Source organism: Micromonospora nigra (assembly GCF_900091585.1).
Taxonomy (GTDB): domain Bacteria; phylum Actinomycetota; class Actinomycetes; order Mycobacteriales; family Micromonosporaceae; genus Micromonospora; species Micromonospora nigra.
Genome location: NZ_FMHT01000003.1, coordinates 355,999 through 382,985, shown reverse-complemented (window position 1 = coordinate 382,985; position 26,987 = coordinate 355,999). Strand labels below are relative to the sequence as shown.

7 protein-coding genes are annotated in these 26,987 nt (G+C 74.0%); 3 read left to right on the top strand and 4 right to left on the bottom strand.

All coding sequences use genetic code 11. From position 1 onward, the window contains the following. Positions 1-8 precede the first annotated feature (8 nt). Positions 9-704 carry an HAD-IA family hydrolase gene (locus GA0070616_RS01690; RefSeq protein WP_091089657.1) on the top strand — a complete coding sequence of 232 codons (696 nt, stop codon included), beginning with the start codon at positions 9-11 and terminating at the stop codon, positions 702-704. Positions 705-872: 168 nt separating this feature from the next. On the opposite strand, the gene GA0070616_RS01685 is transcribed toward GA0070616_RS01690, so the two are convergent. Next, positions 873-4,571 (bottom strand): non-ribosomal peptide synthetase, encoded by a 3,699-nt coding sequence (locus GA0070616_RS01685; RefSeq protein WP_091075140.1) that lies wholly within the window; start codon positions 4,569-4,571, stop codon positions 873-875. A 102-nt stretch (positions 4,572-4,673) separates the two neighbouring features. Continuing rightward, complete coding sequence (locus GA0070616_RS01680; RefSeq protein WP_091075137.1) at positions 4,674-8,360, bottom strand: non-ribosomal peptide synthetase; 3,687 nt, start codon at positions 8,358-8,360, stop codon at positions 4,674-4,676. 538 nt (positions 8,361-8,898) lie between these two features. On the opposite strand from GA0070616_RS01680, the gene GA0070616_RS01675 reads away from it, so the two are divergent. Beyond that, positions 8,899-10,086, top strand: coding sequence for an ATP-grasp domain-containing protein (locus GA0070616_RS01675; RefSeq protein WP_091075136.1), 1,188 nt, complete (start codon positions 8,899-8,901; stop codon positions 10,084-10,086). An 81-nt stretch (positions 10,087-10,167) separates the two neighbouring features. Here the strand turns inward: GA0070616_RS01675 and GA0070616_RS01670 are convergent, their stop codons facing one another. Together GA0070616_RS01670 and GA0070616_RS01665 are read right to left on the bottom strand one after the other, a co-directional pair. Beyond that, positions 10,168-11,205, bottom strand: coding sequence for a 3-dehydroquinate synthase family protein (locus tag GA0070616_RS01670; protein WP_091075134.1), 1,038 nt, complete (start codon positions 11,203-11,205; stop codon positions 10,168-10,170). After that, on the bottom strand, positions 11,186-12,019 hold the full coding sequence (locus GA0070616_RS01665; RefSeq protein WP_245712612.1) for a hypothetical protein: 834 nt from the start codon (positions 12,017-12,019) through the stop codon (positions 11,186-11,188). Before GA0070616_RS01665 ends, GA0070616_RS01670 begins: the two co-directional genes overlap by 20 nt. A 224-nt stretch (positions 12,020-12,243) precedes the next feature. On the opposite strand from GA0070616_RS01665, the gene GA0070616_RS01660 reads away from it, so the two are divergent. Beyond that, positions 12,244-26,970, top strand: a complete 14,727-nt coding sequence (locus GA0070616_RS01660; RefSeq protein ID WP_091075132.1) for a type I polyketide synthase — start codon at positions 12,244-12,246, stop codon at positions 26,968-26,970. Positions 26,971-26,987 lie beyond the last annotated feature (17 nt).

Below are 26,987 nucleotides of genomic sequence, written 5' to 3'. Positions count from 1 at the left end.
GAGCAGCCATGAGCCAATCACCGTCCAGCGTCGACGTGTCCCCACCGGCCGCAGGCCGGGGTCCGGTCCGCGCGGTCGTGTTCGACCTCGACGGTGTCGTGGTCGACAGCTCGGCCGTCATGCGCGAGGCGTTCAGCATCGCGTACGCCGAGGTCGTGGGCGACGGGCCCGCCCCGTTCGAGGAGTACAACCGGCACATGGGCCGATACTTCCCGGACATCATGCGGCTGATGGGACTACCGCTGGAGATGGAGGAGCCGTTCGTCCGGGAGAGCTACCGGATGGCGCACCTCGTGCCGCTCTTCCCCGGTGTGCGGGAGACCCTGGAGACGCTGCGGTCCCGGGGCGTGCGGATGGCCATCGCCACCGGCAAGAGCGGCCCCCGGGCCCGCTCACTGCTCGACACGCTCGGCGTGCTGGGCCTGTTCGACCGGGTGATCGGCTCCGACGAGGTGCCCCGGCCCAAGCCGGCCCCCGACATCGTGCTCCAGGCCCTCGGCCACCTCGGCGTCGCGCCGGGCCAGGCCATGATGGTCGGTGACGCGGTGATCGACCTGCTCAGTGGTCGGGACGCCGGAGCCACCACGGTCGCGACCACGTGGCACGGCGGCGACGTCACCGCCCTGCTCGCCGCCGGTCCCGACCTGGTCGCGCACGCTCCGAACGACCTGCTCGCCCACTGCCCGGCGGTCCTCGTCCGCTGAGTTCCACCGGGCGGCACCGCGACGGGCCCATCCGCGTGTACGTGACGCGCCGGTCTCGGCAGGGCGCCCCTGGGCCGGCAGGGCACCCGCGATGTCGGCAGGGCAAGCCGGTCTCGGCAGGGCGCCCCCGGCCCGTCGGGGTTCCCTGCCGACGCGTCCGGGTCCCGGTCAGCCGGCCTGGGCGGCTGCCGGGGGACCGGCTTCGAGGAACCGCAGCATGTGAGCACCGATCTGGTCGACGAAGCTGACCGGGAGCAGGTCGGTGCGGAAGGTGATGCGCAGCAGGGCCCCGTCGTCGCGGGGGATCGCCTCCACGGTCAGCCCGCTCATCACCTCCCGGGCGTACGGGTCGACGACCTCCTCGGTGCGGCAGCCGGGCAGTTCCAGCGGCAGCACCACGTTGTCCTGGTAAGCGAAGCCGGGCAGGCTGGCGACCACCTCGCTGGGCAGGCCGACGGCCGGGTCGGCGGCGCTTTCGGAGAACGGGATGTCCTGGGCGGCCATCAGCTCGTCGATCGTCTGCTGGACGTGCTGGAGCAGATCCTGACCGGGCTGGAACCGCACCCGTACGCAGTTGGAGTTGATCCGGGTGGTGAACGCCGCGTCGAGGATCCGGCTGCCCCGCCTGGCGACGATCATCAGCAGGCCGATGTCGTCCTGTTGGTGGACGGCGCGTAGGGCGGAGGCGTACGCCGCGACGAAGTAGCTGGAGCGGCTGAACCGGTGTTCCCGCGCCGCCTCGTCCCACCGCCGGACGACCTCGGGTGTGACCGTGAGCAGCCGTCCGTCCTTGGGCCCCCAGGCGAGCGCCTGTTCGAGCGGGGCCTTCGACCCGCCGCGGCCCTGCTGGGGCAGGTCACGTAGTTGGTTGCGCCAGTAGGTGCGTTGGGTGGGGAGGTCGGCGGCGTTGCGGAGGCGGGTGTGTTCGTCGTGGGTTTGGCGCAGGGTGGGGGCGGGGTGGTTCCAGGTGGGGGGTTGGCCGTGGTGTCGGGCGGTGTAGGCGTGGGTGAGGTCGCGGACGAGGAGTGAGTGGGACCAGCCGTCGAAGGCGATGTGGTGGATGCCGATGCCGAGGAGGGTGCGGTTGGTGGTGCGTTCGCGGATGAGGGCGGCGCGCCAGTTGCGGCCCTGGGTGTAGTCGAGTGGCTTTTGCACTGTTGCCACGAGTTGGTTCATTGCTTCGTGTTCGCTGGTGGCGTCGGCGAGTAGTTGTACCTGTGGTCTTCCGGGGTTCGGGGGGATGAGTGCGACGGGTGGGTCGACTCGGCGGTAGCGGGCGTGTAGGGCTTCGTGTCGTTGGTGTACGTCGCCGAGTGCGGCCATCAGCGCCCGCAGGTCCAGGTCACCCTCGATCCACCAGGTGCTCGGACACACCAGTTCGAAGGGAAGCCAGACGCACTTGGCGACCGACGGCGTCAACGGAACCGGCTTGACCGGGCCGGAACGCGCGGCGGCGGACGGCTCGGGCTCGGGCCGGGGACGGCGGGGCGCGGTGGTGAGCCAGTGGGCGAGTTCGCGTGGGGTGGGGGTGCGGTGGATCTGGGACACCGGTACGACGGTGTCGGTGGCTTCGTCGATGCGGGTGGCGACGGCGGCGGACTGTAGCGAGGTGCCGCCGAGGCGGAAGAAGTTGTCGTTCGCGCCGACCCGGTCGATGCCGAGGACGGCGGCGAAGAGGTCGGCGACGAGTCCCTCGCGATCGGTGGCGGGCTCGACGTAGTCGACACCGGGGTCGGGGCGGTGTGTTCCGGGTTCGGGGAGTGCGTTGCGGTTGATCTTTCCGGTGTTGCCGGTGGGGAATGTGTCGAGGGTGATGATGGTGGCGGGGACCATGTATGGGGGGAGGTGTTTGGTGGCGTGTTCGCGGAGGGTGTTGTTGGTGGGGGTGTGGTTGTCGCGGGGGGTGACGTAGCCGATGAGGCGGGTGGTGCCGTGGCTTTCGTGGCGGATGACGACGGCGGTGTTGACGTGGGGGTGTTGGGTGAGGATGCTTTCGATTTCGCCGAGTTCGATGCGGATGCCGTTGATTTTGACCTGGTGGTCGATGCGGCCGAGGATTTCGAGTGCGCCGGTGGCGTTCCAGCGTGCGAGGTCGCCGGTGCGGTAGGCGGGTTGGCCGCTGTGGGGGTCGGTCACGAATCGTTCGGCGGTGAGTTCGGGGCGGTGGAGGTATCCGTCGGCGATGCCGTGGCCGGTGATGAGGATTTCGCCGGGCATGCCGAGGGGGACGAGGTCGAGGTTGGTGTCGACGACGCGGATCTGCCGGTTGGGCATGGGCCAGCCGATCGGCACGTACGCCCCGTCCCACCCTGCTGACGCATCAAACCACGAACACGCCACGGCGGCCTCCGCCGGACCGTAGGCGTTCACCAGGCGTACGCCGGTGGACATCCAGCGGTGCGCCATCGAGGGCGGCACCGCCTCCCCGGCGAGCGTCAGGCAGGCCATGCTCGGGCAGTCGGCCGGGTCGACCGACGCCAGGTTGGTGGGCGGGCAGAACGCGTGGGTCACCTGCTCCTTGGCGATCAGCTCGGTGAGCCGACGGCTGTCGAGCAGGTCGTCGCGGGAGCAGACGACGACCCGCGCGCCGGAGGTCAGGGCGGTGAAGATCTCACCCAGTGCCACATCGAAGACCGGTGAACAGCAGTGCAGCATTCGGCTGTCGGGGTTGATGTGGCATTCGTTGGTCATCCAGGTGAGGAAGTTGGTGAGTTTGTCGTGGCTGAGGGTGACGCCTTTGGGGGTGCCGGTGGAGCCGGAGGTGTAGATGACGAAGGCGGGGGTGTCGGGGGTGGTGTGTGGTGGGTTGGTGAGGGTGTGGGTGGCGATGGTGGGCCAGTGGTGGTCGAGGGCGATGACGGTGACGCCGTCGGGGGTGGGGATGTGGGGTGCGGTGTGGTGGGTGGTCAGGACGATGCGGGCTCCGTTGTCGGTGAGGAGGAGGCGCATTCGTTCGGGGGGCCAGGTGGTGTCCATGGGGGTGTAGGCGGCGCCGGCGCGGAGGATGCCGAGGGTGGCGATGATGGTCCAGAGGCTGCGGTCCAGGGCCAGTGATACGACGTCGCCGGGTTTGATGCCGGTGGTGTGGAGGTATGCGGCGAGGGCTGCGGAGCGGTGGTCGAGTTCGCGGTAGGTGAGGGTGGTGTCGTCGGCGATGGCGGCGATGGCGTCGGGGGTCTGCCGTGCCCAGCGCAGGACGAGGTCGTGGATCGGTTCGGTGGGGATGGCTTGCTGCGGGCCGTGTCCCCAGGCGAGGAGTTGTTCTCGTTCGGCGTCGCCGAGCAGCGGTAGTCGGGACAGGGTGGTCTGTGGTGCCTGGTGTCCTGCCGTGGTGAGGGCGGTGATCTGGTCGAGTAGGGATCGGATCCACTGTGGGCTGTATCCGTCGGCGGCGTAGTCGATGCGGATGGTGGTGGTGTCGGTGGCGATGGTGACGATCAGGTCGACGTCGACGGTGTCGGGTCTGGTTTCGGTCACCGGCCCGTCGACCAGGCCGACGCGTACCTTCCCGGCACTGCTGTCGGCTGTCGAGCTGTTGTTGTCACCGGCCGTGGCCCAGGTGACCCGGTCGACGAGTTCCCCGAAGCCGGGATCTCCTGTCACGTCGACGCGCAGCACACCGTTCTCGGGCCCGCCGATGGTGATCTCGTCCTGGCCGGTGTGTCGGGCGAGGACTCCCACCAGACCTGCCAGCAGCATCGTTGCGGACGCCGGTACGTCCTCCAGGACCCGCACCTCGGTGGCCGCCCGCGCCGGCCACACCACCGGCCGACGCAGATCCCCCACCAGATCCACACCCCCGCCCGCCCCGTCCCCGTCGAACCGCCCACCAACCACACCCTGAGCGCCAACGAACCCGACAGACATCAGCCGTACCTCCGATCAGGAACCCGGCTTCGCCCGTCTGGACGCGGTCGGGTCAGGGAACTGCGAGGGCGGTCGTCGCCCGGAATGGGTGGGTGAGACGGGTCAGTGGTGGGACACCATGGTCGGCCCGGCTTCGAGGAAGCGCGACATGTGCTCGTTCAGCTCCTCGGCTAGCCGGTACGGCAGGTAGTCGGTGCGGATCGTGACGCGCAGGAGGGCATGGTCGACCCGGGGCAGCACCTCGACCGTCAGGCCGTTGGACACCTCCCGGGCGTACGGGTCGACGACCTCCTCGGTGCGGCAGCCGGGCAGTTCCAGCGGCAGCATCACGTTGTCCTGGTACACGAAGGTCGGCAGGCTGGCGACCACCTCGCTGGGCAGACCCGCGGCGGGATCGTCGGCGGTCTCCGCGAAGGGGACATCCTGGGCGCGCATGAGGTCGGCGATCGTCTCGTGGACCCGCAGGACGAGCTTGTCGTCCTGCGGCCCGTCGAACCGCACCCGTACGCAGTTCAGGTTCAGCCGGGTGGTGAACGCCGAGTCGAGCACGCGGCTGCCCCGCTTCGCCACGACCATCAGCAGGCCGATGTCGTCCTGTTGGTGGACGGCGCGTAGGGCGGAGGCGAATGCCGCGACGAAGTAGCTGGAGCGGCTGAACCGGTGTTCCCGCGCCGCCTCGTCCCACCGCCGCAGCACCTCCCGGCCGACGGTGACCGTGTGCCCGGCCTTCGGCCCCCACGCCAACACCTGCTCCAGACCCACCGTCGGTCCGCCGCGGCCCTGTCGGGGCAGGTCACGTAGTTGGTTGCGCCAGTAGGTGCGTTGGGTGGGGAGGTCGGCGGCGTTGCGGAGGCGGGTGTGTTCGTCGTGGGTTTGGCGCAGGGTGGGGGCGGGGTGGTTCCAGGTGGGGGGTTGGCCGTGGTGTCGGGCGGTGTAGGCGTGGGTGAGGTCGCGGACGAGGAGTGAGTGGGACCAGCCGTCGAAGGCGATGTGGTGGATGCCGATGCCGAGGAGGGTGCGGTTGGTGGTGCGTTCGCGGATGAGGGCGGCGCGCCAGTTGCGGCCCTGGGTGTAGTCGAGTGGCTTTTGCACTGTTGCCACGAGTTGGTTCATTGCTTCGTGTTCGCTGGTGGCGTCGGCGAGTAGTTGTACCTGTGGTCTTCCGGGGTTCGGGGGGATGAGTGCGACGGGTGGGTCGACTCGGCGGTAGCGGGCGTGTAGGGCTTCGTGTCGTTGGTGTACGTCGCCGAGTGCGGCCATCAGCGCCCGCAGGTCCAGGTCACCCTCGATCCACCAGGTGACCGGGACGACCACCTCCAGCGGCGACATCAGGCACTTCGCCACCTGCTGCGCGAGCGGCACCAGCCCCGAGCGCGAGCGGGCCGGCACACCGGCGGGCGCACGGCGGGGCGCGGTGGTGAGCCAGTGGGCGAGTTCGTGTGGGGTGGGGGTGCGGTGGATCTGGGACACCGGTACGACGGTGTCGGTGGCTTCGTCGATGCGGGTGGCGACGGCGGCGGACTGTAGCGAGGTGCCGCCGAGATCGAAGAAGCTGTCCTGTGCGCCGACCCGGTCGATGCCGAGTACCTCGGCGAACACCCGGGCCACGAGGCGTTCCTCGCCGGTGGCGGGTTCGGCGTACTCGGTGTCGAGGTCGGGGCGGTGTGTTCCGGGTTCGGGGAGTGCGTTGCGGTTGATCTTTCCGGTGTTGCCGGTGGGGAATGTGTCGAGGGTGATGATGGTGGCGGGGACCATGTATGGGGGGAGGTGTTTGGTGGCGTGTTCGCGGAGGGTGTTGTTGGTGGGGGTGTGGTTGTCGCGGGGGGTGACGTAGCCGATGAGGCGGGTGGTGCCGTGGCTTTCGTGGCGGATGACGACGGCGGTGTTGACGTGGGGGTGTTGGGTGAGGATGCTTTCGATTTCGCCGAGTTCGATGCGGATGCCGTTGATTTTGACCTGGTGGTCGATGCGGCCGAGGATTTCGAGTGCGCCGGTGGCGTTCCAGCGTGCGAGGTCGCCGGTGCGGTAGGCGGGTTGGCCGCTGTGGGGGTCGGTCACGAATCGTTCGGCGGTGAGTTCGGGGCGGTGGAGGTATCCGTCGGCGATGCCGTGGCCGGTGATGAGGATTTCGCCGGGCATGCCGAGGGGGACGAGGTCGAGGTTGGTGTCGACGACGCGGATCTGCCGGTTGGGCATGGGCCAGCCGATCGGCACGTACGCCCCGTCCCACCCTGCTGACGCATCAAACCACGAACACGCCACGGCGATCTCCGCCGGACCGTAGGCGTTGAGCACCCGGACGCCCGCCGCCAGCCACCGCTGGGCCAGCGGCGGCGGAACGGCTTCGCCGCCGAAGATGATGCAGCGCAGCCCGGGACAGGCCGCCGGGTCGAGCGGGGCGATGTTCGTGGCCGGCCCGAACGTGTGCGTGACACCGTGCCGGTTGACGAGGTCGGTGAGCCTACGCGGTTCGAGCAGGTCGTCGCGGGAGCAGACGACGACACGGCCCCCTCCGATGAGCGTGGCGAAGACCTCCCCGAAGGCCGCGTCGAACACCGGCGCCGCCGAATGCAGCATGCGGCTGTCGGGGTTGATGTGGCATTCGTTGGTCATCCAGGTGAGGAAGTTGGTGAGTTTGTCGTGGCTGAGGGTGACGCCTTTGGGGGTGCCGGTGGAGCCGGAGGTGTAGATGACGAAGGCGGGGGTGTCGGGGGTGGTGTGTGGTGGGTTGGTGAGGGTGTGGGTGGCGATGGTGGGCCAGTGGTGGTCGAGGGCGATGACGGTGACGCCGTCGGGGGTGGGGATGTGGGGTGCGGTGTGGTGGGTGGTCAGGACGATGCGGGCTCCGTTGTCGGTGAGGAGGAGGCGCATTCGTTCGGGGGGCCAGGTGGTGTCCATGGGGGTGTAGGCGGCGCCGGCGCGGAGGATGCCGAGGGTGGCGATGATGGTCCAGAGGCTGCGGTCCAGGGCCAGTGATACGACGTCGCCGGGTTTGATGCCGGTGGTGTGGAGGTATGCGGCGAGGGCTGCGGAGCGGTGGTCGAGTTCGCGGTAGGTGAGGGTGGTGTCGTCGGCGATGGCGGCGATGGCGTCGGGGGTCTGCCGTGCCCAGCGCAGGACGAGGTCGTGGATCGGTTCGGTGGGGATGGCTTGCTGCGGGCCGTGTCCCCAGGCGAGGAGTTGTTCTCGTTCGGCGTCGCCGAGCAGCGGTAGTCGGGACAGGGTGGTCTGTGGTGCCTGGTGTCCTGCCGTGGTGAGGGCGGTGATCTGGTCGAGTAGGGATCGGATCCACTGTGGGCTGTATCCGTCGGCGGCGTAGTCGATGCGGATGGTGGTGGTGTCGGTGGCGATGGTGACGATCAGGTCGACGTCGACGGTGTCGGGTCTGGTTTCGGTCACCGGCCCGTCGACCAGGCCGACGCGTACCTTCCCGGCACTGCTGTCGGCTGTCGAGCTGTTGTTGTCACCGGCCGTGGCCCAGGTGACCCGGTCGACGAGTTCCCCGAAGCCGGGATCTCCTGTCACGTCGACGCGCAGCACACCGTTCTCGGGCCCGCCGATGGTGATCTCGTCCTGGCCGGTGTGTCGGGCGAGGACTCCCACCAGACCTGCCAGCAGCATCGTTGCGGACGCCGGTACGTCCTCCAGGACCCGCACCTCGGTGGCCGCCCGCGCCGGCCACACCACCGGCCGACGCAGATCCCCCACCAGATCCACACCCCCGCCCGCCCCGTCCCCGTCGAACCGCCCACCAACCACACCCTGAGCGCCAACGAACCCGACAGACATCAGCCGTACCTCCGATCGGAAGGGACGACCGGTAGACGCGTGGCCGGTGCGGCCGGTCGACCGGCGTACCCACAGGCGCCCCCCGATCCGTCGCGGTGCAGGGGAGTGACGACCCGGCGGCACCCGACCCTACGGATTCCGAAACGGAGACGTACACCCCTAGACGGATTCAGTGGCCACCCCTACCCGATCGGTGGCGAAAAGGGCTGTGTGGACTCGGCTGTCCGGCCCATCCCTATCCCGGCCGGGAGCTGACTATGCTTTGGCGATCATGAACCAGCCGGTGGTCGGCAGCCACCACCGGCTGCTGGTGTGCACCGCGCCGCGGCAGCTCTGACCACAAGCCAGTCCGCTACCTGGCCGGCTCAGCCCACTTCCCGCCGACCGACGCACACGGGCCACCCGACCTCGCGGCCGGCGGCCCCATCCGGACCGGAACGCGACGCCTCCATTCACGATCCCGCGGATCGTGGCCGCCGTGCGTCCGGACCCTATGCCACCCCGAGGCCCCTTGCGGGCCGGCATGACAGGAGATCCCATGGATGGACCCATCCAAGTACAGGTGTTCGCCCCTGACGGCGTGGTCCTCGCCCGGCCGCCGAGCCCGGTGGCGACCGCGGACAGCCGCTACCTGACCGGTGCGGGCGCCGGCCTGCAGAACGGCCTCGACCTGGTGACCGGCATGCATCTGACCCTGCCGTACCAGGCGGCGGTCATCTGCAGCAGCGGAGCCAGCACGGACAAGTCGCTACGCCTGCTCAGCCGCTGTGGCCTCAAGGTTCCCAGTGATCTACGCGAGTTCCGGTCCGGCGCGCAGGCCGTGCAGCTCGCCCGCGCCGCCGCCGACCGGGGGGAACTGCTCGAACTCCAGTTCCCCGAGTACGACCCGCACCTGCGGACCGCACCGGCCCGCAACACGCCGGAGCTGCTGGCAGAACTCAACAACAAGACCGTTCTGGAGACGCTGATCGGGTCGGACTACCTGCCCCGGCGGCAGGTCGCCACCCCCGCCGAGGTACGTCGGATCGTGCAGCGGGACCGCCGGCCGGTGGTGATCAAACCGGCCGGCGTCGAGGTGTACAGCGGCATCGCGATCTTCAGCAGGCGGTTGCAGGACCGGCTCAACCGGGCGCTGTTCCAACAACTGGAACAGATCAGCGACCGGTGGATCGTGGAGGAGGAGATCCCCTTCCGGTCGGTCTGGGGTGTCCAGTTCGCCGTCACGGCCAGCGGTTCGGTCGAGTATCTCGGTGCGTCGGCGCACCTGCCCCAACCCACCGCGACGTGGACCGGGTGCGTGATGGACGACGACCAACCGCCGGCGGAACTCGTCGAGGCGTTGACCGCGGGGGTACGCAGGGCCAGCGCCCTCGGTTACCGGGGGTACTGCTCGTTCGACGCCGGGACGAGCCGCACCGGCGAGCACCGGGTCATCGACCCGAACTTCCGGGTCAGCGGCGCCACCACCTCGTTGCTGCACCGCAGCTCCCTGCTGGGTCAGCACCCGTGCGCCATGACCACCTTCTTCTCCCTCCCCTCGGGGGTGGACGCCGAGCCGCTGCTCCTCCCGTTCATCGACCGGGGGGAACTCGTCGTGTTGATGCACTACGACCCGGCGATGACGGACAACGGCGACGTCCCGGCGACCATCATCGGCATGGTGGGTGCCCGGGACCGGCACAGGTGCGGTGTGCTGATCGCGCAGATCCAGCGGGCGCTGAGCTGACTGGCGGCCCCGGGTGGCGGTCCGGGGCCGATCCGCACGCGGCGGGGTCCGGGCCGACATGGGCGGGGTCCGGGCCGACCCTCACATCCGGGCGAGAGCGGCGCGGACGGCCGACTCCGGCACGTCGGTGACAAGATCGGCCCCGCCCGGACCGTCGAGGACGAACGACAGCCCGGCGGTGGCCTTCTTGTCCCGCCGCATGAGCGTCACCAGCCGGTCGTGGTCCGATCCCGCCGGCAGGGCGGTGTCGAGACCGTAGCCGGCCACCACCTCGTGGTGCTCGGCCACCCGGTCGGCGTCGACGCGACCCAGCACACCGGCCAGCCGACCCGCGAAGACCGTGCCGATCCCGACCGCCTCGCCGTGCCGCAGCCGGAAGTCCGTCGCCCGTTCCAACGCGTGCCCGAGCGTGTGGCCGTAGTTGAGGATGTGCCGCAGCCCCGAGTCGCGCTCGTCGGCGGCGACCACCCGGGCCTTGAGCGCCACACAGGCCGCGATCTGCGTGGCCACCGGCCTGCCGCGCAGGTCGCCCGCGCCGATGAAGTGGGCCCGAGCGATCTCGCCGTACCCGTTGCGCCACTCCCGACCGGGCAGCGTGTCCAGGTGCTCGGTGTCGCAGAGCACCGCTCGGGGCTGCCAGTACACCCCGACGAGGTTCTTGCCCTCCGGCAGGTTCACCGCCGTCTTCCCGCCGACGCTGGCGTCCACCTGGGCGAGCAGCGACGTCGGCAGGTGGATCACCGCGACCCCCCGGTGGTAGAGGCCGGCGGCCAGCCCGACCACGTCGGTGGTGGTGCCACCGCCGCAGGAGACCACCGCGTCGGACCGGGTCAGGCCGAAGTCGGCGAACTCCCGGCACAACTGCTCCACCGTGGAGAGGTTCTTGTCGTGTTCACCGTCGCGGGCCGGCACCACCCGGTGCGGCACCCCCGGGTCCGGCGTCCACCGCGGTGGCCGGGCCGACACCACCACGACCCGGCGCGCGCCGAGCCGCGCCACCTCGTCCGGCAGCCGGTGACGCACGCCGGGGCCGATCAGCACCGGGTACGCGCGCTCGCCGAGCGCCACCTCGATGCCGACGGGCTCGACGGCGGGACGTTCAGTGGGGGACGGATGCACGGGACTGCCTCCTCGGCGGTACGGACCTCGGCGCGGGCACCACCGGGCGGTCCCGCACCATCGACAGCCGCAACGCCAGCGCGGCCAGCGCGTCGACGTCCGGACCGATGCCCCACCTGTCGTGGGTGAGCTGGGCGTGCCGCGCCAGCAGGTAACCGCGGGGCGCCGCCCCCTGGCTGTCGTCGACCACCTCGGCCACCCGGGCCAGGTAGCGCCGCCACGCGTCACCCACCGCACTGGACAGCGGCAGGTCACCGGCCGACAGCACGATCTTCTCCGCCCCGGCCGCCGCCCGCGCGGCCAGGTCCCGCCGGTGTGCGCCGGTGAGCTGGTGACCACGGTCCTGCCAGTGCAGGAACAGGAACGCCAACCGGTCGGCCGCCGGCACCAGCCCGGCCAGGTGTCGCAGGTGCGCCACGGCCAGCGGCAACTGCGCGCCGCCCGGCAGGGGGGCGTCGCCGCCGAGCAGGATCAGGGCCAGGTCGCTGCCGGCGGACGCGAGCGGACCGCCCCGGGCGGCGTCGCGCACCGCGTACGGATCGCCGGTGAACGCGACCTGCGGATCGTACGCGCACAGCCCCGCCCGTACCGTGTCGAGCGCGGTCGGGGTGGCGTGGAAGCCCACGCTCAGTCGCGGCCCGGTGGGGGAGTCGACCCGGTCGAAGAACCACTGGACCGCCGGGTCGACGCGCCGGGCGGCGGTGACGAGCCCGACGAGCACCGACCCGACCAGCGCGGCCACGCGTTCGTCCGGTAACTCACCGTTCGGCACGGCGAGGCGGGCGAACATCCACGAGCGTTCCAACGACGGCACCTCGACTGACGGCGGGCGGGGGGCACGGGCACGACGGTCTGCGCAGGTCGACCACATCATGGGTCCGGGGCCTGCGCCGCCGGCCGATCAGCGGGCGGAACTGGGGACGGGTTAGGGGGTGACAGGGGTAGGTCCCCCGCCGGGGTGCTCGGAAGACTTGGGCCGTTACGGCGAGCGAGGTCTACGCCGCGAATGGAGAGTCTCGCCGACGGACGGATGGTGACATGCTTCGGAGCGACCTGATCCAGCCGTTGCCCGCCCTGCTCAGGGCCCATGCCGACCGGTTCGGGGACAAGGTCGCGTTCCGCGACGACCGGCGTGCCGTCCGCTACGGCGATCTGGAGGCACGGACCCGACGCCTGGCCGGGCACCTCGCCTCGGCCGGGGTGGAACGCGGCGACCGGGTGGCGTTCTGCCTGGGCAACCGGGTGGAGACGGTGGAGACCTGGCTGGCGGTCGCCCGCGCCGCCGCCGTCGGCGTACCGCTGAACCCGCGCAGCACCGACGCGGAGCTGGCTCATCTGCTCGACGACTCCGGCGCGGTGCTGGTGGTGACCGACCCGCAGCACCTCGACCAGCTGCGCCGGCTGCGCGCCGGCCGGCCGGGCCTGCGGCTGTGGGTGACCGGCGACGACCCGACGCCCGACGCCGTCGCCGCCTGGCGCGACCTGGCCGACACCGAGCCGGGCGTCGACGCCCGCGACGACCTGGGCCTCGACGAGACCGCCTGGATGCTCTACACCTCCGGCACCACCGGCCGCCCCAAGGGCGTGCTGTCCACCCAGCGCAGCTGCCTGTGGTCGGTGGCCTCCTGCTACGTGCCGATCCCCGGGCTCACCCCCGACGACCGGGTGGTGTGGCCGCTGCCGCTGTTCCACAGCCTGTCGCACATCGGCTGCGTGCTGAGCGTGACCGCCGTCGGCGCGTCCGCCCGGCTCGTCGACGGCTTCGCCGCAGACGACGTGCTGCGCGCCGTCGACACCGACGCCGCGACCGTGCTGGCCGGGGTGCCGGCCATGTACCACCATCTGGTCGCCGCCGCCCGCGACACCGGTTTCCGCGCCCCCGCCCTGCGGGTGTGCCTGGTCGGCGGGGCGATCACCACCGGCGCGCTGCGCCGGTCCTTCGAGGAGGTCTTCGCCGCTCCGCTGCTCGACGCCTACGGCAGCACCGAGACCTGCGGGTCGATCGCGATCACCCGCCCCGACCGGCCCACCGTCGAGGGCTCCTGTGGACAGCCCGTGCCCGGCGTCGAGGTGCGCCTGGTGAGCCCGCAGACGGGACTGGACGTCCCGACCGGCGGTGAGGGCGAGGTGTGGGTACGCGGACCGAGCGTCATGCGCGGCTACCACGGCCTGCCGGAGGTCACCGCCGCCGCGCTGCGCGACGGCTGGTACCGCACCGGCGACCTGGCCCGCCGCGACGCCGACGGCAACCTGTTCGTCACCGGCCGACACCAGGAACTGATCATCCGGGGCGGGGAGAAGGTCCACCCGTCCGAGGTGGAGGAGGCCCTGCGCCCGGTGCCCGGCATCGCCGACGTGGCCGTCACCGGCCTGCCCCACGAGGTGCTCGGCGAGGTGCCGGTGGCGTACGTCGTCCCCACGCCGGAGGGCCTCGACCCGCGTGAGGCGTACGCGGCGTGCCGGCAGCGGCTGTCCTACCACAAGGTGCCCGCCGCGCTGTACGAGATCGGGCAGGTGCCCCGCACCGCCTCCGGCAAGGTCATCCGCCGGCTGCTGCGGGAACTCCCGGCCCGGCTGCGCGCCGTCAACGGCGGCCACCACGAGACGCTGAGCCGGATCACCTGGCGACCGCTGGCCCCGACCAGCACCCCCGGCCCGGGCCGCCGGTGGGCGGTGCTGGGCGCGGACGGCGAACCGCTGGTCGACGCGCTGCGCGTGGTCGCACCGGACGACCGGTTCCGGTCGTACCCGGATCTCGACGCGCTGCGCGCGGACCCCGACGTGCCCGACGTGGTGGTGCTGCCAGCCGCCGACGCGCCGGATCCGGTCGACGGGCTGGGCGAACTGCTCGCCGACGACCGGTACGCCGCCAGCCGGCTGGTGCTGCTGACCACCGGGGCGGTGTGCGCGTCCACCCCGGACGGGGCCGACGACCCGGACCTCGTGCCGGCGGCCGTCGTCGCCTGGACGGTGGGTCGCTGCCTACAGGCCGCCCACCCGGGTCGGCTCCTGCTGGTCGACCGGGACGCCGACCCCACCTCGACCGTCCTGCTGCCCGCCGTGCTCGACGCCGACGTCGCGCAGGTGGCGCTACGTGCGGGCACCGCCCGGCACCCCGTCCTCGGCCCGGTCCCCGCCGACCCGCCCGCACGGGCGGCGACCGTCGTCGACCCCGCCGCGCCAGCGGTGGTCACGGGCCTCGACGGGCCCACCGGGGCGGCGCTGGCCCGGCACCTGACCGGCGCACTCGGCGCCCGGCGGCTGCGCCTGACCGGCAGCGCGCCGGCCGACCTGGTGGCGGAGCTCGCCGCCGCCGGCGTCGACGCCGGGACGCTGCCGGTGCCCGGCCCGGGGGCGCCGGCCGCCGCGACCCCGCCCACCGCGGCGACGGCCCGACCCGGCCCGGCCCCGGCCCCGCCCGCCGACGAGGTGGTCGGCGCGGTCTTCCTCTGCCCGTCCGACACCGACCTCGACGACGCCGGGCCGCTGCTGGCCCTCGCCGAGACGCTGGACGCCCGCACGCGCCACGCCGACGCGACCGCGTTCACCGTCGCCGTGCCGGCGACCCTCCTGCTGGGCGCCGCCGGCCGGGACCGGGCCGCCGTGGCCGTCGGCGCCCTGCACGCCCTCGTCGCCCGCCGCCGCGCGGCGGGACTGCCGGCCCGGCTGATCGGCACGGCGGGAGACCAGCCGGACGTCGACCTCACCGCGTTCGACGTGGCGCACGACGGCGGCGACCTCCTCCTGCTCGCCGTACCCGCCGATCCGGTCGCCGCCACCCATCCCGCGTGGCCCGCACCTCCCGTCGTGGAGCCCGACGCCGCCGACGCCGACGCGCTGCGCCGCCGGCTCGCCGGGCTGACCACCGTCGAGGCCGACCGGCTCGTGCTGGACCTGGTCCGCGCCGCCACCGCCGAGATCGCGGGCCTGGCCGGCGCGGCGGCGGTCCGTCCCGGTCGCGCATTCACCGAACTCGGCTTCACCTCCGTCGGCGCCGTCACGCTGCGCGACCGGCTGGCCCGGGCCACCGGGGTGCGACTGTCGGCCACGGCGGCCTTCGACCATCCCAGCCCCGCCGCCCTCGCCGGGCACCTGACCGCCCGGCTGCGGGGCGCCACCTCCGGCGCGGCCGACCCGGAACACCCCGGCGCGGGTGCGGACGCCGACGACCCGGTGGTCGTCGTGGCCATGGCCTGCCGGCTGCCCGGCGGGATCGGCTCGCCCGAACAGCTGTGGGACCTCGTCGCGCAGGGCGGCGAAGGGCTCACCGACTTCCCCGCCGACCGGGGTTGGGACCTCACCCGCCTGTTCTCGGACGACCCCGACCGGCCCGGCACCTCGTACGTGCGTGTCGGCGGGTTCCTGCCGGACGCGGCGGACTTCGACGCCACCCTGTTCGGGATCAGCCCCCGCGAGGCTCTGGCGATGGACCCGCAGCAGCGGCTGCTGCTGGAGACGTCGTGGGAACTGTGCGAACGCGCCGGCATCGACCCCACCTCGCTGCGCGGCACCGCCACCGGCGTGTTCACCGGCGTCATGCACCACGACTACGCCGCCAACCTGCGCCATGCCCCGCCCGGCACCGAGGGCTACCTCGGCGTCGGCACCGCCGGAAGCGTCGTCTCCGGCCGGGTGGCGTACGCCCTCGGGCTGGGGGGCCCGGCGGTCACCGTGGACACCGCCTGCTCCTCGTCGCTGGTCGCGCTGCACCTGGCCGCGCAGGCCCTGCGTGCCGGGGACTGCACGCTCGCGGTGGCCGGCGGCGTCGCCGTGATGGGCACCCCGCAGGCGTTCGTCGAGTTCAGCCGGCAGCGCGGACTGGCCCCCGACGGCCGCTGCAAGGCGTTCGCCGACGCCGCCGACGGCACCGGCTGGTCCGAGGGTGTCGCCGTGCTGCTGCTGGAGCGCCTCTCCGACGCCCGACGCAACGGCCACCCCGTGCTGGCCGTGCTGCGCGGCAGCGCCATCAACTCCGACGGGGCGTCCAACGGGCTCACCGCCCCCAACGGTCCCGCCCAGGAGCGGGTGATCCGCCGTGCCCTCGCCAACGCCGGGCTCAGCCCGGCGGACGTGGACGCCGTCGAGGCCCACGGCACCGGCACCCGCCTCGGTGACCCGATCGAGGCCCAGGCGCTGCTGGCCACGTACGGGCAGGGCCGGGGCGACGCCGCCCCGCTGGCCCTGGGCTCGTTGAAGTCCAACCTCGGCCACACCCAGGCCGCCGCCGGCGCGGCGGGGGTGATCAAGATGATCCTCGCGATGCGGCACGCGACCCTGCCCCGCACCCTGCACGTGGACGCCCCGACGTCCGAGGTGGACTGGACCGCCGGTGCCGTGCGCCTGCTCACCGAGGACCGTCCGTGGCCCCGGGTGGACCGGCCGCGCCGGGCCGGTGTCTCGTCGTTCGGCATCAGCGGCACCAACGCCCACCTCATCGTCGAGGCACCCCCCGCAGACCTCGCCCCGGCCGACCACGCCGCGGACAGCGGGACCGACACCCACCGCCGGACACCCGTGCCGTGGCCGATCTCGGCTGCCACCGCGGAGGCGCTGCGCGACCAGGCTGCCCGTCTGCTCACCTGGCTGGACGGTCCCGGTGCCGACGTCGACCCGGCCGACGTCGGCCACGCCCTGGCCACCACCCGCGCCGCCCTGGACCACCGGGCCGTCGTGCTGGCCGGCGACCCGACCGCCACCCGGGCCGGGCTGACCGCGCTGGCCCGCGGCGACACCGAGACCGTACCCACCGGCCGGCCGGTCGACGGCCATCTCGGTCTGCTCTTCGGCGGCCAGGGCGGCCAGCGTCCCGGTATGAGTCAGGGACTGCGCGAGGCGTACCCGGTCTTCGCCGACGCCTTCGACGCGGCCTGCGCCGAGCTGGACCGCTGCCTCTCCGGCGAGGCCCCGCACCCGGTGGCCGCCGTCGTGGCCGCACCCCAGGGCGACGAGCGCGCCGACCTGCTCGACCAGACCCTCTACACCCAGCCGGCCCTGTTCGCCGTCGAGGTCGCCCTCTACCGGCTGCTGGAATCCTGGGGCGTACGCCCCGACGCGGTGCTCGGCCACTCCGTCGGCGAGCTGACCGCCGCGCACGTCGCCGGGGTGCTGTCCCTGGCCGACGCGGCGGCGTTGGTGGCCGCCCGCGCCCGGCTGATGCAGCAGCTGCCCACCGGGGGCGCGATGGTCGCCGTCGAGGCCGCCGAGGCCGAGGTGGCCGCCCACCTCACCGACCGGGTGGGGCTGGCCGCCGTCAACGGCCCGACCAGCGTCGTCCTGTCCGGCGACACCGACGCGGTGCTGGCCGTCGCGGCCACCCTGCGCGCCGCCGGCCGGCGCACCAACCGGCTGCGCGTCTCCCACGCGTTCCACTCGCCGCACATGGAACCGATGCTGGCCGACTTCCGCGCCGTCGCCGCCGGCCTCACCTACCGCACCCCGCACCTGCCGGTGGTGTCCAACCTGACCGGCGAGCCCCTCGACCCGGCCCGGCTCTGCTCGCCCGACCACTGGGTCGACCACGTACGCGGCACCGTCCGCTTCCACGACGGCGTACGCGCCCTGCGCCGGCTGGGGGTGACCACGTTCCTGGAGGTCGGCCCCGCCGGGGTGCTCACCACGATGGCCCAGGGGTGCCTGACCGACGACACCGACGACACCGACGACGACCTGGCCGTCGTGCCCGCCATGCGGTCCGTCGACCGGGAGCCGGCGGACCTGCTCGCCGCCGTGGCCCGACTGCACGTGCGGGGCGTCCCCGTGGACACCGCCACCCTCACCGGTGCGGGCCCCCACCGGCGGGTCGACCTGCCCACGTACCCGTTCCAGCGTCGGCACTACTGGCTGCCGTACTCCGCGGTGGCCGGCGGCCCCGCCGACGTCGGGCTCGCCGACGCCGGGCACCCGCTGCTCGGCGCGGTGCTGCCGGTCGCGGGCACCGGGCAGCTCGTCTGCACCGGCCGGATCGCCGCGACCACCCATCCGTGGCTCGCGGCCTGCGACGGTCGGCCCGCCACGCTGCCCGCCACCGCCCTGCTCGACGTGCTCACCCACCTCGGCGGCCTGCTCGACGCGCCCACCGTGGAGCGGCTGCGCACCCCCGGGCCGACACCGCTGCCGGCCGGCCTCGCTGTCGACGTGCAGGTCACCGTCGACGGGCCCGACGACCGGCTGCGCCGGGTGGCCCGCTGCCACGTCCGGGTCGCCGAGGGTCACCCGTGGCAGGAGATCGCCGAGGCGGTTCTCGCCCCCGCCGACCCGGCCGCCGGACCGGCCACCACCGTCCCGGCGTGGCCCCCGGCCGGGGCGCGACCCGTGGACCTCACGGACCCCGGCAACCGTGCCCTGGCCGGCGACCCGGCCCGAGCCGCCTGGCTCACCGCGGACCGGCTCTTCGTCGACGTTCGCCTGCCCGACGACGCCCGGGACACCGACACCGAGCGGTACGGGGTGCACCCGCTGGTGCTCGACGCGGCCCTGCGCCTGCTCCCACTCGCCGACTTCGCCCCCGCCGACGCCACCGTGCCCACCGACTGGTCCGGGGTGCGCGTGCACGCCACCGGCGCGCACACCCTGCGGGTCTGCCTCGCCCCGGCCGGGGCGGACGCGGTCACCCTCAGCGCCGTCGACGACACCGGCGCACCGGTGCTCGACGTCGACCGGGTGGTGCTGCGCGCCGTCGCGTCGCCACCGGCCGCCCCGGTCACCGGGACCGGCCCCGCCGCCCTGTACGCCGTCGACCGGCTGCCCGCCCCCGGACCGGCGACCCCGGTACCCGCGTGGACGCTCGCCGACGGCACGCCCCCCGACGGGTCACTGCCCCCGGTGCTGGTCGTACGGGTCGGCGACGGCGATCCCGACCACCCCGTGCCCGACCGGGCGCACGCCGTCGGCCTCGACATCCTCGGCGTACTCCAGCGCTGGCTGGCCGACCCCCGCGCCGACACCACCCGCCTCGCCCTCGCCGTGCGCGACGGCGACGCGGTGCACGCCCCCGTCGTCGGGCTGGTCCGCGTCGCCCAGGCCGAACATCCCGGCCGGTTCCTGCTGCTGCACCTGGACGCCACCGACGACGCGACCGTCCGGGCGGCCCTCGCCGCCGGCCCCGACGAACCCGAGGTGGCCGTCCACGACGGCCGCACCCTGCTGCCCCGGCTACGCCCCGTCGAACACCGCCCCGCTGCGGCGCCCCCGACCGACATCGACCCCGCCGGGCCGCCCACGCCGGCCACCGAGCTGCCGTTGCCGGCGCTGGCCGGCGGGACGGTGCTCGTCACCGGCGGCACCGGCGGGGTCGGCCGGCACGTCGCCGCCCATCTCGCCACCGCCCACGGCGTCGCCGAACTGGTGCTGCTCAGCCGCACCGGGCGACGGGCCGACTGGATGGACGCGCTCACCGACACCGGCGTCGACATCCGGGTGGTGGCCGCCGACGTCGCCGACCGGGCCGCCCTCGCCGAGATCGTCGCCGGGCTCGCCGACCGGCTCGTCGCCGTGGTGCACGCCGCCGGTACGACCGACGACGCGCTGCTCACCGGCCTCGATGCGGCCCGCTGGGAACACACGCTGCGGGCCAAGGTGCACGGCGCCTGGCACCTGCACGAGCTGACCGCCGACCTCGACCTGGCCGCCTTCGTGCTGTTCTCCTCCGCCTCGGCCACCTTCGGCAGCCCCGGCCAGGGCAACTACGCGGCCGGCAACGCGTTCCTCGACGCGCTCGCCGCGCACCGTCGCGCCCACGGCCTGCCCGCCACCGCCCTGGCCTGGGGGCTGTGGGCCGCGGAGGACGGCATGGCCGGCCGGCTCACCCCCACCGACCTGGCCCGCCTCGCCCGCGGCGGCACCCGCCCCCTGGACCCGGCCGCCGGCCTCGCCCTGTTCGACGCCGCGCTGCACCTCGACCGGCCCACCCTGGCACCCATCGGACTGGACCTGGCCGCCGTACGCGCCTCCGGCGAGGTGCCCGCCGTGCTGCGGGCCATGCTGCCCCCACCGCCGCGCCGCGCCGTCAACGCCGATCCCGGACCCGCAACCGCAGCCGGCTTCGCCGACCAGCTCGCCGGCCTCGACGAAGCCGAACGGGTCAACCTGCTGCGGGAACTCGTGCGGACCCGCTGCGCCACCGTCGTCGGGCACACCGGCCCCGACCAGATCGAACCGCGCCGGCCCTTCCGGGACCTCGGCTTCGACTCGCTGATGGCCGTCGAGCTGAGCAACCGGCTCTCCGCCGCCACCGGCGTCCGCCTGGCCCCGCACGCCGTGTTCAACCACCCCACCCCCGACCTGCTCGCCGCGCACCTGCATGCCCGGCTGTTCGGCGCCGCCAGCACCGCCACCACCGACACCGGCATAGTCACCACCGACGAGCCGGTCGCCGTCGTCGCTATGGCCTGCCGGTTCCCCGGCGGCATCGGCTCACCCGAGGACCTGTGGCGGCTGCTCGACACCGGCGGGGACGTCATCGGTGACCTGCCCACCGACCGGGGCTGGCCCGACCTGTACGACCCGGTCCCCGGCACGCCCGGACGGACCTACGTGCGCGCCGGCGGATTCCTCACCGGCATCGCCGACTTCGACGCCGCCTTCTTCGGCATCAGCCCCCGCGAAGCCCTCGCCATGGACCCGCAGCACCGGCTGCTGCTGGAAACCAGCTGGGAGGCCCTGGAACGCGCCGGCCTCGACCCGGGCACGCTACGTGGCAGCCGCACCGGCGTCTTCGCCGGCACCCACGGGCAGGACTACGCCGACCAGGTCACCCCCGGCGGGACCGCCGACGACGGGGAGACCACCGCCGACGAGGGACACCTGCTCACCGGCACCGCCGCCAGCGTGCTGTCCGGCCGCGTCGCGTACGCGCTCGGGCTGGAGGGCCCGGCCGTCACCGTGGACACCGCCTGCTCGGCGTCGCTGGTGGCCCTGCACCTGGCCGTGCAGGCCCTGCGCGCCGGGGACTGCGACCTGGCCCTGGCCGGCGGCGTGTCGGTGATGTCCAGCCCCGCCGGTCTCACCGGGTTCAGCCGCCAGCGCGGACTCGCCGCCGACGGTCGGTCCAAGGCGTTCGCCGAGGAGGCCGACGGGTTCGGCATGTCCGAGGGCGTCGGCGTACTGGTCGTCGAACGTCTCTCCGACGCCCGACGCCGTGGCCACCCCGTGCTGGCGCTGGTGCGCGGCACCGCCGTCAACTCCGACGGCGCGTCCAACGGGCTGACCGCCCCCAACGGGCCGTCCCAGGAACGGGTCATCCGGGCCGCGTTGGCCGCCGCCGGCCTGACCCCCGCCGACGTGGACGCCGTCGAGGCCCACGGCACCGGCACCCCGCTCGGCGATCCCATCGAGGCCGAGGCGATCCTCGCCACCTACGGCCAGGACCGGGGCGACGCCGCGCCGCTGCTGCTCGGCTCCGTCAAGTCCAACCTCGGGCACACCCAGGCCGCCGCCGGCGTGGCCGGGGTGCTGAAGATGATCCTCGCGATGCGCCACGGCGTGCTGCCCCGAACCCTGCACGCCGCCACCCGCACCAGCCGCGTCGACTGGGACGCCGGTTCGGTCGACCTGCTCACCGAGGCCCGCCCGTGGCCCCGCGCCGACCGTCCCGCCCGTGCCGGCGTTTCCTCGTTCGGCATCAGCGGCACCAACGCCCACGTCGTCGTGGAGGCGGTCCCCGCCGCCGAACCCGCCGCACCGGCCGTCCCCGCGCCACCGCACCCGACCGCGTTGCCGTGGCTGCTGTCCGCCCGGACCCCCGACGCGCTGGCCGGGCAGGCCCGACGGCTGCGCGAGCACCTCACCGCGCACCCCGAACAGCCGCCCCTCGACGTGGCCTGGTCGCTGGCCGGCACCCGGGCCACGTTCGACGCCCGAGCCGTCGTCGTCGGCACCGACCACCGCCGGGTCGCCGCCGCCCTCGACGCCCTCGCCGACGGCCGCCCCCACCCCGATCTGGTACGCGGCGAGGCCGCCCCCGCCGGCCGACCGGTCTTCGTCTTCCCAGGCCAGGGCTCCCAGTGGCCCGGCATGACGCTGGACCTCATCGACCAGGCCCCCGTCTTCGCCGAACGGATGGCCGCCTGCGACGCCGCCCTGCGTCCCTACCTGGGCTGCTCGCTGCTGGACGTGCTGCGGCAGGCCCCCGGGGCGCCCGCCTTCGACCAGGTCGACGTCGTTCAACCCGCCCTGTTCGCGGTCATGGTGTCGCTGGCCGAGTTGTGGCGCTCGTACGGCATCCAACCCGCCGCCGTGGTCGGTCACTCGCAGGGCGAGATCGCCGCGGCCTGCGTCGCCGGGGTGCTGTCCCTGCCCGACGCCGCCCGGCTGGTGGCGCTGCGCTGCCGCGTGCTCAGAGCGCTGGTCGGGCACGGGACGATGGCTTCGGTGGCGCTGCCCGCCGACGTCGTCCGCGAACGGATCGCCCATCATGGCGACCGCGTCGCGGTGGCAGTCGTCAACGGCCCCACCTCAGTCGTCGTCAGCGGTGACGAGGCCGTCGTCGAGGACATCCTCGCCGAGCTGACCGCCGAGGGGATCCGGGCACGCCGGGTCCCCATCGACTACCCCTCCCACTCCGCCCACGTCGAACGCGTCCGCGACGAGCTGGCCGAGGCGGTGGCCGGGATCCGGCCCGGCCCGGCCGCCGTACCGCTGTACTCCACGACCGACCTGCGGTGGCTCGACGGAGAGGAGATGGGCCCCGACTACTGGTACCGCAACCTGCGCCAGCCGGTCGAGCTGGAACAGGCGATCCGCGCCCTGGCCGGCCAGGGCCACGACACGTTCGTCGAGTGCAGCCCCCACCCGGTGCTCACCGCCGGCATCGAGGAGACCCTGGCCGGGCAGGACCAACCGGCGCTGGTGGTCGGCTCCGTGCATCGGGGCCAGGGCGACCGGGCCCGGTTCCTGCTCTCCGCCGCGCAGCTGCACGTGCGGGGCGTACCCGTCGACTGGCAGCCGGCGCTGGCCGGCGGACGCCGGGTCGACCTGCCCACCTACGCGTTCGACCATCGCCGCTACTGGCCCCGCCGCATCGACGGACCCGGCGACGTCGGCGCGGCCGGCCTGGACACCTCCGGTCACCCGCTGCTCGGCGCGTCCGTGGTGCTGGCCGAGACGCGCGGGCACCTGTTCACCGGCCGACTCGCTCCCACCGCCACGGCGTGGCTGGTCGACCACCGGGTCGGCGACACCGTGCTGCTGCCCGGCACCGGCCTGGTCGAGCTGTGCCTGCGCGCCGGCGACGAGGTCGGCTGCCCCGTCCTCGACGAACTGGTCATCGAGGCCCCCTTCGCCCTGCCCGACGACGCCGCCACCCAGGTGCAGGTGGCCGTCGGCCCCGCCGCCGGGGACGGCCGCCGCTCCGCCACCGTGCACTCCCGCCCCGCCGACGGCCCACCCGGCGCACCCTGGACCCGACATGCCACCGCCACCCTGTCCGCCGAGCAGCCCGACCCACCGGCCGGCCCCGCCGCCTGGCCGCCGCGCGACGCCCGACCGGTGGACCTGACCGACTTCTACCCCCGCCTCGTCGCCGACGGCTACGGCTACGGGCCGGCGTTCCAGGGACTGCGTGCGGTGTGGACCACCCCCGACGAGGTGTACGCCGAGGTGGAACTGCCGGCCGGGCCCCGCGCCGACGCCGACCGGTACGGCCTGCACCCCGCCCTGCTCGACGCCGCCCTGCACGCCGCGCACTTCGGCGGCATCGGCGACGCCGGGCCGGACAAGCTGCTGCTGCCGTTCGCCTGGAACGGCGTGACCCTGCACGCCGCCGGGGCGACCACGCTGCGGGTCCGGCTGCGCCGCGTCGCGCCGCACACCATCGCGCTGACCGCCGCCGACGCCGGTGGGGCCGCGGTGGTGCAGGTCGCGTCACTGGCCATGCGCCCGATCTCCCGCACCGAACTCGGGGCCCGCGACGCCGCCGTCGACGACGCCCTGTTCCGCCTCGACTGGCAGCCGGTCGTCGGATCGAGTCCCGCCCCGGCCGTCCGGGTCGCCGCGCTCGGCCGGGCCGTCGGCGCGTTCACCCGGTACGCCGACCTCGCCGCGCTCGGCCGGGCCGTCGACGCCGGCGCACCCCGGCCCGACGCCGTCCTCGCCTCCCTGGCCGGCACCGAGCCCCGCGGCGGGTCGGGGGACCGGGCGCGGACGGTCGCCGCCGAGGCGCTCACCCTCGTGCAGGGCTGGCTCGCCGACCCCCGCTGGGCGGACACCCCGCTGGTCCTGCTCACCCGGGGCGCCGTCGGCGTGCACAGCGCCGCCGAGGTCGACGACCCGGACGCCGCCACCGCCTGGGGGTTGGTCCGCTCCGCACAGTCCGAGCATCCCGACCGTTTCGTCCTGCTCGACGCCGACACCCCGCCCGGCACCGACGAGCTGGCCGCCGTCCTCGCCACCGGCGAACCCCAGGTGGCGCTGCGCGGCGGCAGCCCGTACGCCCCCCGGCTGGCCCGACGTGCCGACGCGCCGACGCTCGCCCCGCCGGCCGGCGCGACCGCCTGGCGACTCGACGCCCCCGCCCGCGGCAGCCTCGACACGCTCGCCCTCACCGCCACCGACGCCGCCGACCGGCCGCTCGGCCCCCTGGAGGTACGGGTGCAGGTCCGTGCCGCCGGCCTCAACTTCCGCGACGTGCTCAACGCCCTCGGTCACTACCCGGGTGACCCCGGTCCGCCCGGCGGCGAGGCCGCCGGCGTGGTCACCGAGGTCGGTGACGCCGTGACCGACCTGCGCCCCGGCGACCGGGTGCTCGGTGTCTTCACCGGCTGCTTCGGCCCGGTCGCGGTCACCGACCGCCGGCTGCTGGTGCCGGTGCCCGACGGCTGGACGTTCGCCCAGGCCGCGACGGTGCCCGTGGTGTTCCTCACCGCCTACCACGGGCTGGTCGACCTGGCCGGGCTCCGGGCCGGCGAGGCGGTGCTGGTGCACGCCGCCGCCGGTGGCGTCGGCATGGCCGCCGTGCAGCTCGCCCGGCACCTCGGCGCCGAGGTGTACGCCACCGCCAGCCCCGCCAAGTGGCCCGCCCTGCGGGCGATGGGCCTACCCGAGGACCACCTCGCCTCGTCGCGCACCCTCGACTTCGAGACGCACATCCGCACCGCCACCGGCGGACGCGGCGTCGACGTGGTGCTCGACTCGCTGGCCCGCGAGTTCGTCGACGCGTCGCTGCGGCTGCTGCCGCGTGGCGGCCGGTTCATGGAGATGGGCAAGACCGACCTGCGTGACCCCGACCGGGTCGCCGCCGACCATCCCGGTGTCAGCTACCAGCCGTACGACCTGACCACCGTCGACCCCGCCGAGATCCAGCGGATGCTGGTCGACCTGATGGACCTGTTCGCGGCCGGGGCGCTCACCCCGCTGCCGGTACGTGCCTGGGACGTGCGCCAGGCACCCGAAGCCTTCCGCCACGTCAGTCAGGCCCGGCACGTCGGCAAGGTCGTGCTCACCATGCCGACCCGGTGGCACCCCGACGGCACCGTCCTGGTCACCGGCGGCACCGGCCTGCTCGGCGGGCTGGTCGCCCGTCGCCTGGTCACCGGGCACGGGGTGCGGCACCTGCTGCTCGCCAGCCGCGGCGGCCCGACCGCCCCGGGCGCGGTGACCCTGGCCCGGGAGCTGACCGACCTCGGCGCCACGGTCACCGTGACCACCGCCGACGTCGCCGACCGCGACCAGGTGGCCCGGCTGGTCGCCGCCGTGCCGGCCGAGCACCCCCTGACCGCCGTGGTGCACCTCGCCGGGGTGCTCGACGACGGGGTGGTCACCGCGCTCACCCCCGACCGGTTCGACACCGTCTTCGGCCCCAAGGTCGATGCCGCCCGACACCTCGACGAGGCGACCCGCCATCTCGACCTCGCCGGCTTCGTGCTGTTCTCCTCCGGGGCCGGCGTGTTCGGTGTCCCCGGGCAGGGCAACTACGCCGCCGCCAACGCATACCTCGACGCCCTGGCCAGGCGGCGGCGCGGCGCCGGACTGCCCGCCCAGTCGTACGCGTGGGGCCTGTGGCAGCAGGCCAGCGCGATGACCGCGGGGCTGGACCGGACCGACTCCCGGATCAGCGCCCGCGACGGTCAGCTCGCCATCCCCACCGACCTGGGCATGGCGCTGTTCGACGCGGCACTCGGCGCACCCGAGGAACACCTGGTGCCCACCCGAGTCGACGTTTCCGCGCTCGTCGGCCGGGCCACCGTGCCGGCCATGATGCGCGGCCTGGTCCGCCGGGAGCGCCCCCGGGCCCGCGCCGAGGCGACCACCGGTGGCCGGGACCTCGCCGGGCAGCTGCGTGCCCTCACCACCGCCGAACAGTCCGTTCTGCTGCTCGACCTGGTCCGGGCCGAGGCCGCCACCGTGCTCGGCCACGGCACCGCCGACGCGGTCCGGCCGACCCAGGCGTTCAACGAGATCGGCTTCGATTCGCTGACCGCCGTCGAGCTGCGCAACCGGCTCACCGAAGCCACCGGACACCGGCTGCCCCCCACCGTGATCTTCGACTACCCGGACCCGACCGCGCTGGCCGACTTCCTGCGCGTCCAGCTCGTCCCCGACGGCGGGCAGGCCGCCCCGGCCATCCTCGCCGAGCTGGAGAACCTGGAACGGTCACTGGCCGAGACGGTGGTCGAACCGGAACTGCACACCCAGGTCGCGGCGCGACTGGAGGTGCTGGTCGCCAAGTGGCGCACCATGCGCGGCGCGTCCGCCACCGACCACGACCTGGACCTCCAGCAGGCCAGCGACGACGAGATCTTCAGCCTGATCGACACGGAACTCGGGCTCTGATGCCAGCCCGACACGAA

What these genes read in the sequence shown, in the direction of transcription:
- GA0070616_RS01690 (WP_091089657.1), top strand. Translation starts at nt 9, where the DNA reads ATGAGCCAATCACCGTCCAGCGTCGACGTGTCCCCACCGGCCGCAGGC.
- GA0070616_RS01685 (WP_091075140.1), bottom strand. Translation starts at nt 4,571, where the DNA reads ATGTCTGTCGGGTTCGTTGGCGCTCAGGGTGTGGTTGGTGGGCGGTTC.
- GA0070616_RS01680 (WP_091075137.1), bottom strand. Translation starts at nt 8,360, where the DNA reads ATGTCTGTCGGGTTCGTTGGCGCTCAGGGTGTGGTTGGTGGGCGGTTC.
- GA0070616_RS01675 (WP_091075136.1), top strand. Translation starts at nt 8,899, where the DNA reads ATGGATGGACCCATCCAAGTACAGGTGTTCGCCCCTGACGGCGTGGTC.
- GA0070616_RS01660 (WP_091075132.1), top strand. Translation starts at nt 12,244, where the DNA reads ATGCTTCGGAGCGACCTGATCCAGCCGTTGCCCGCCCTGCTCAGGGCC.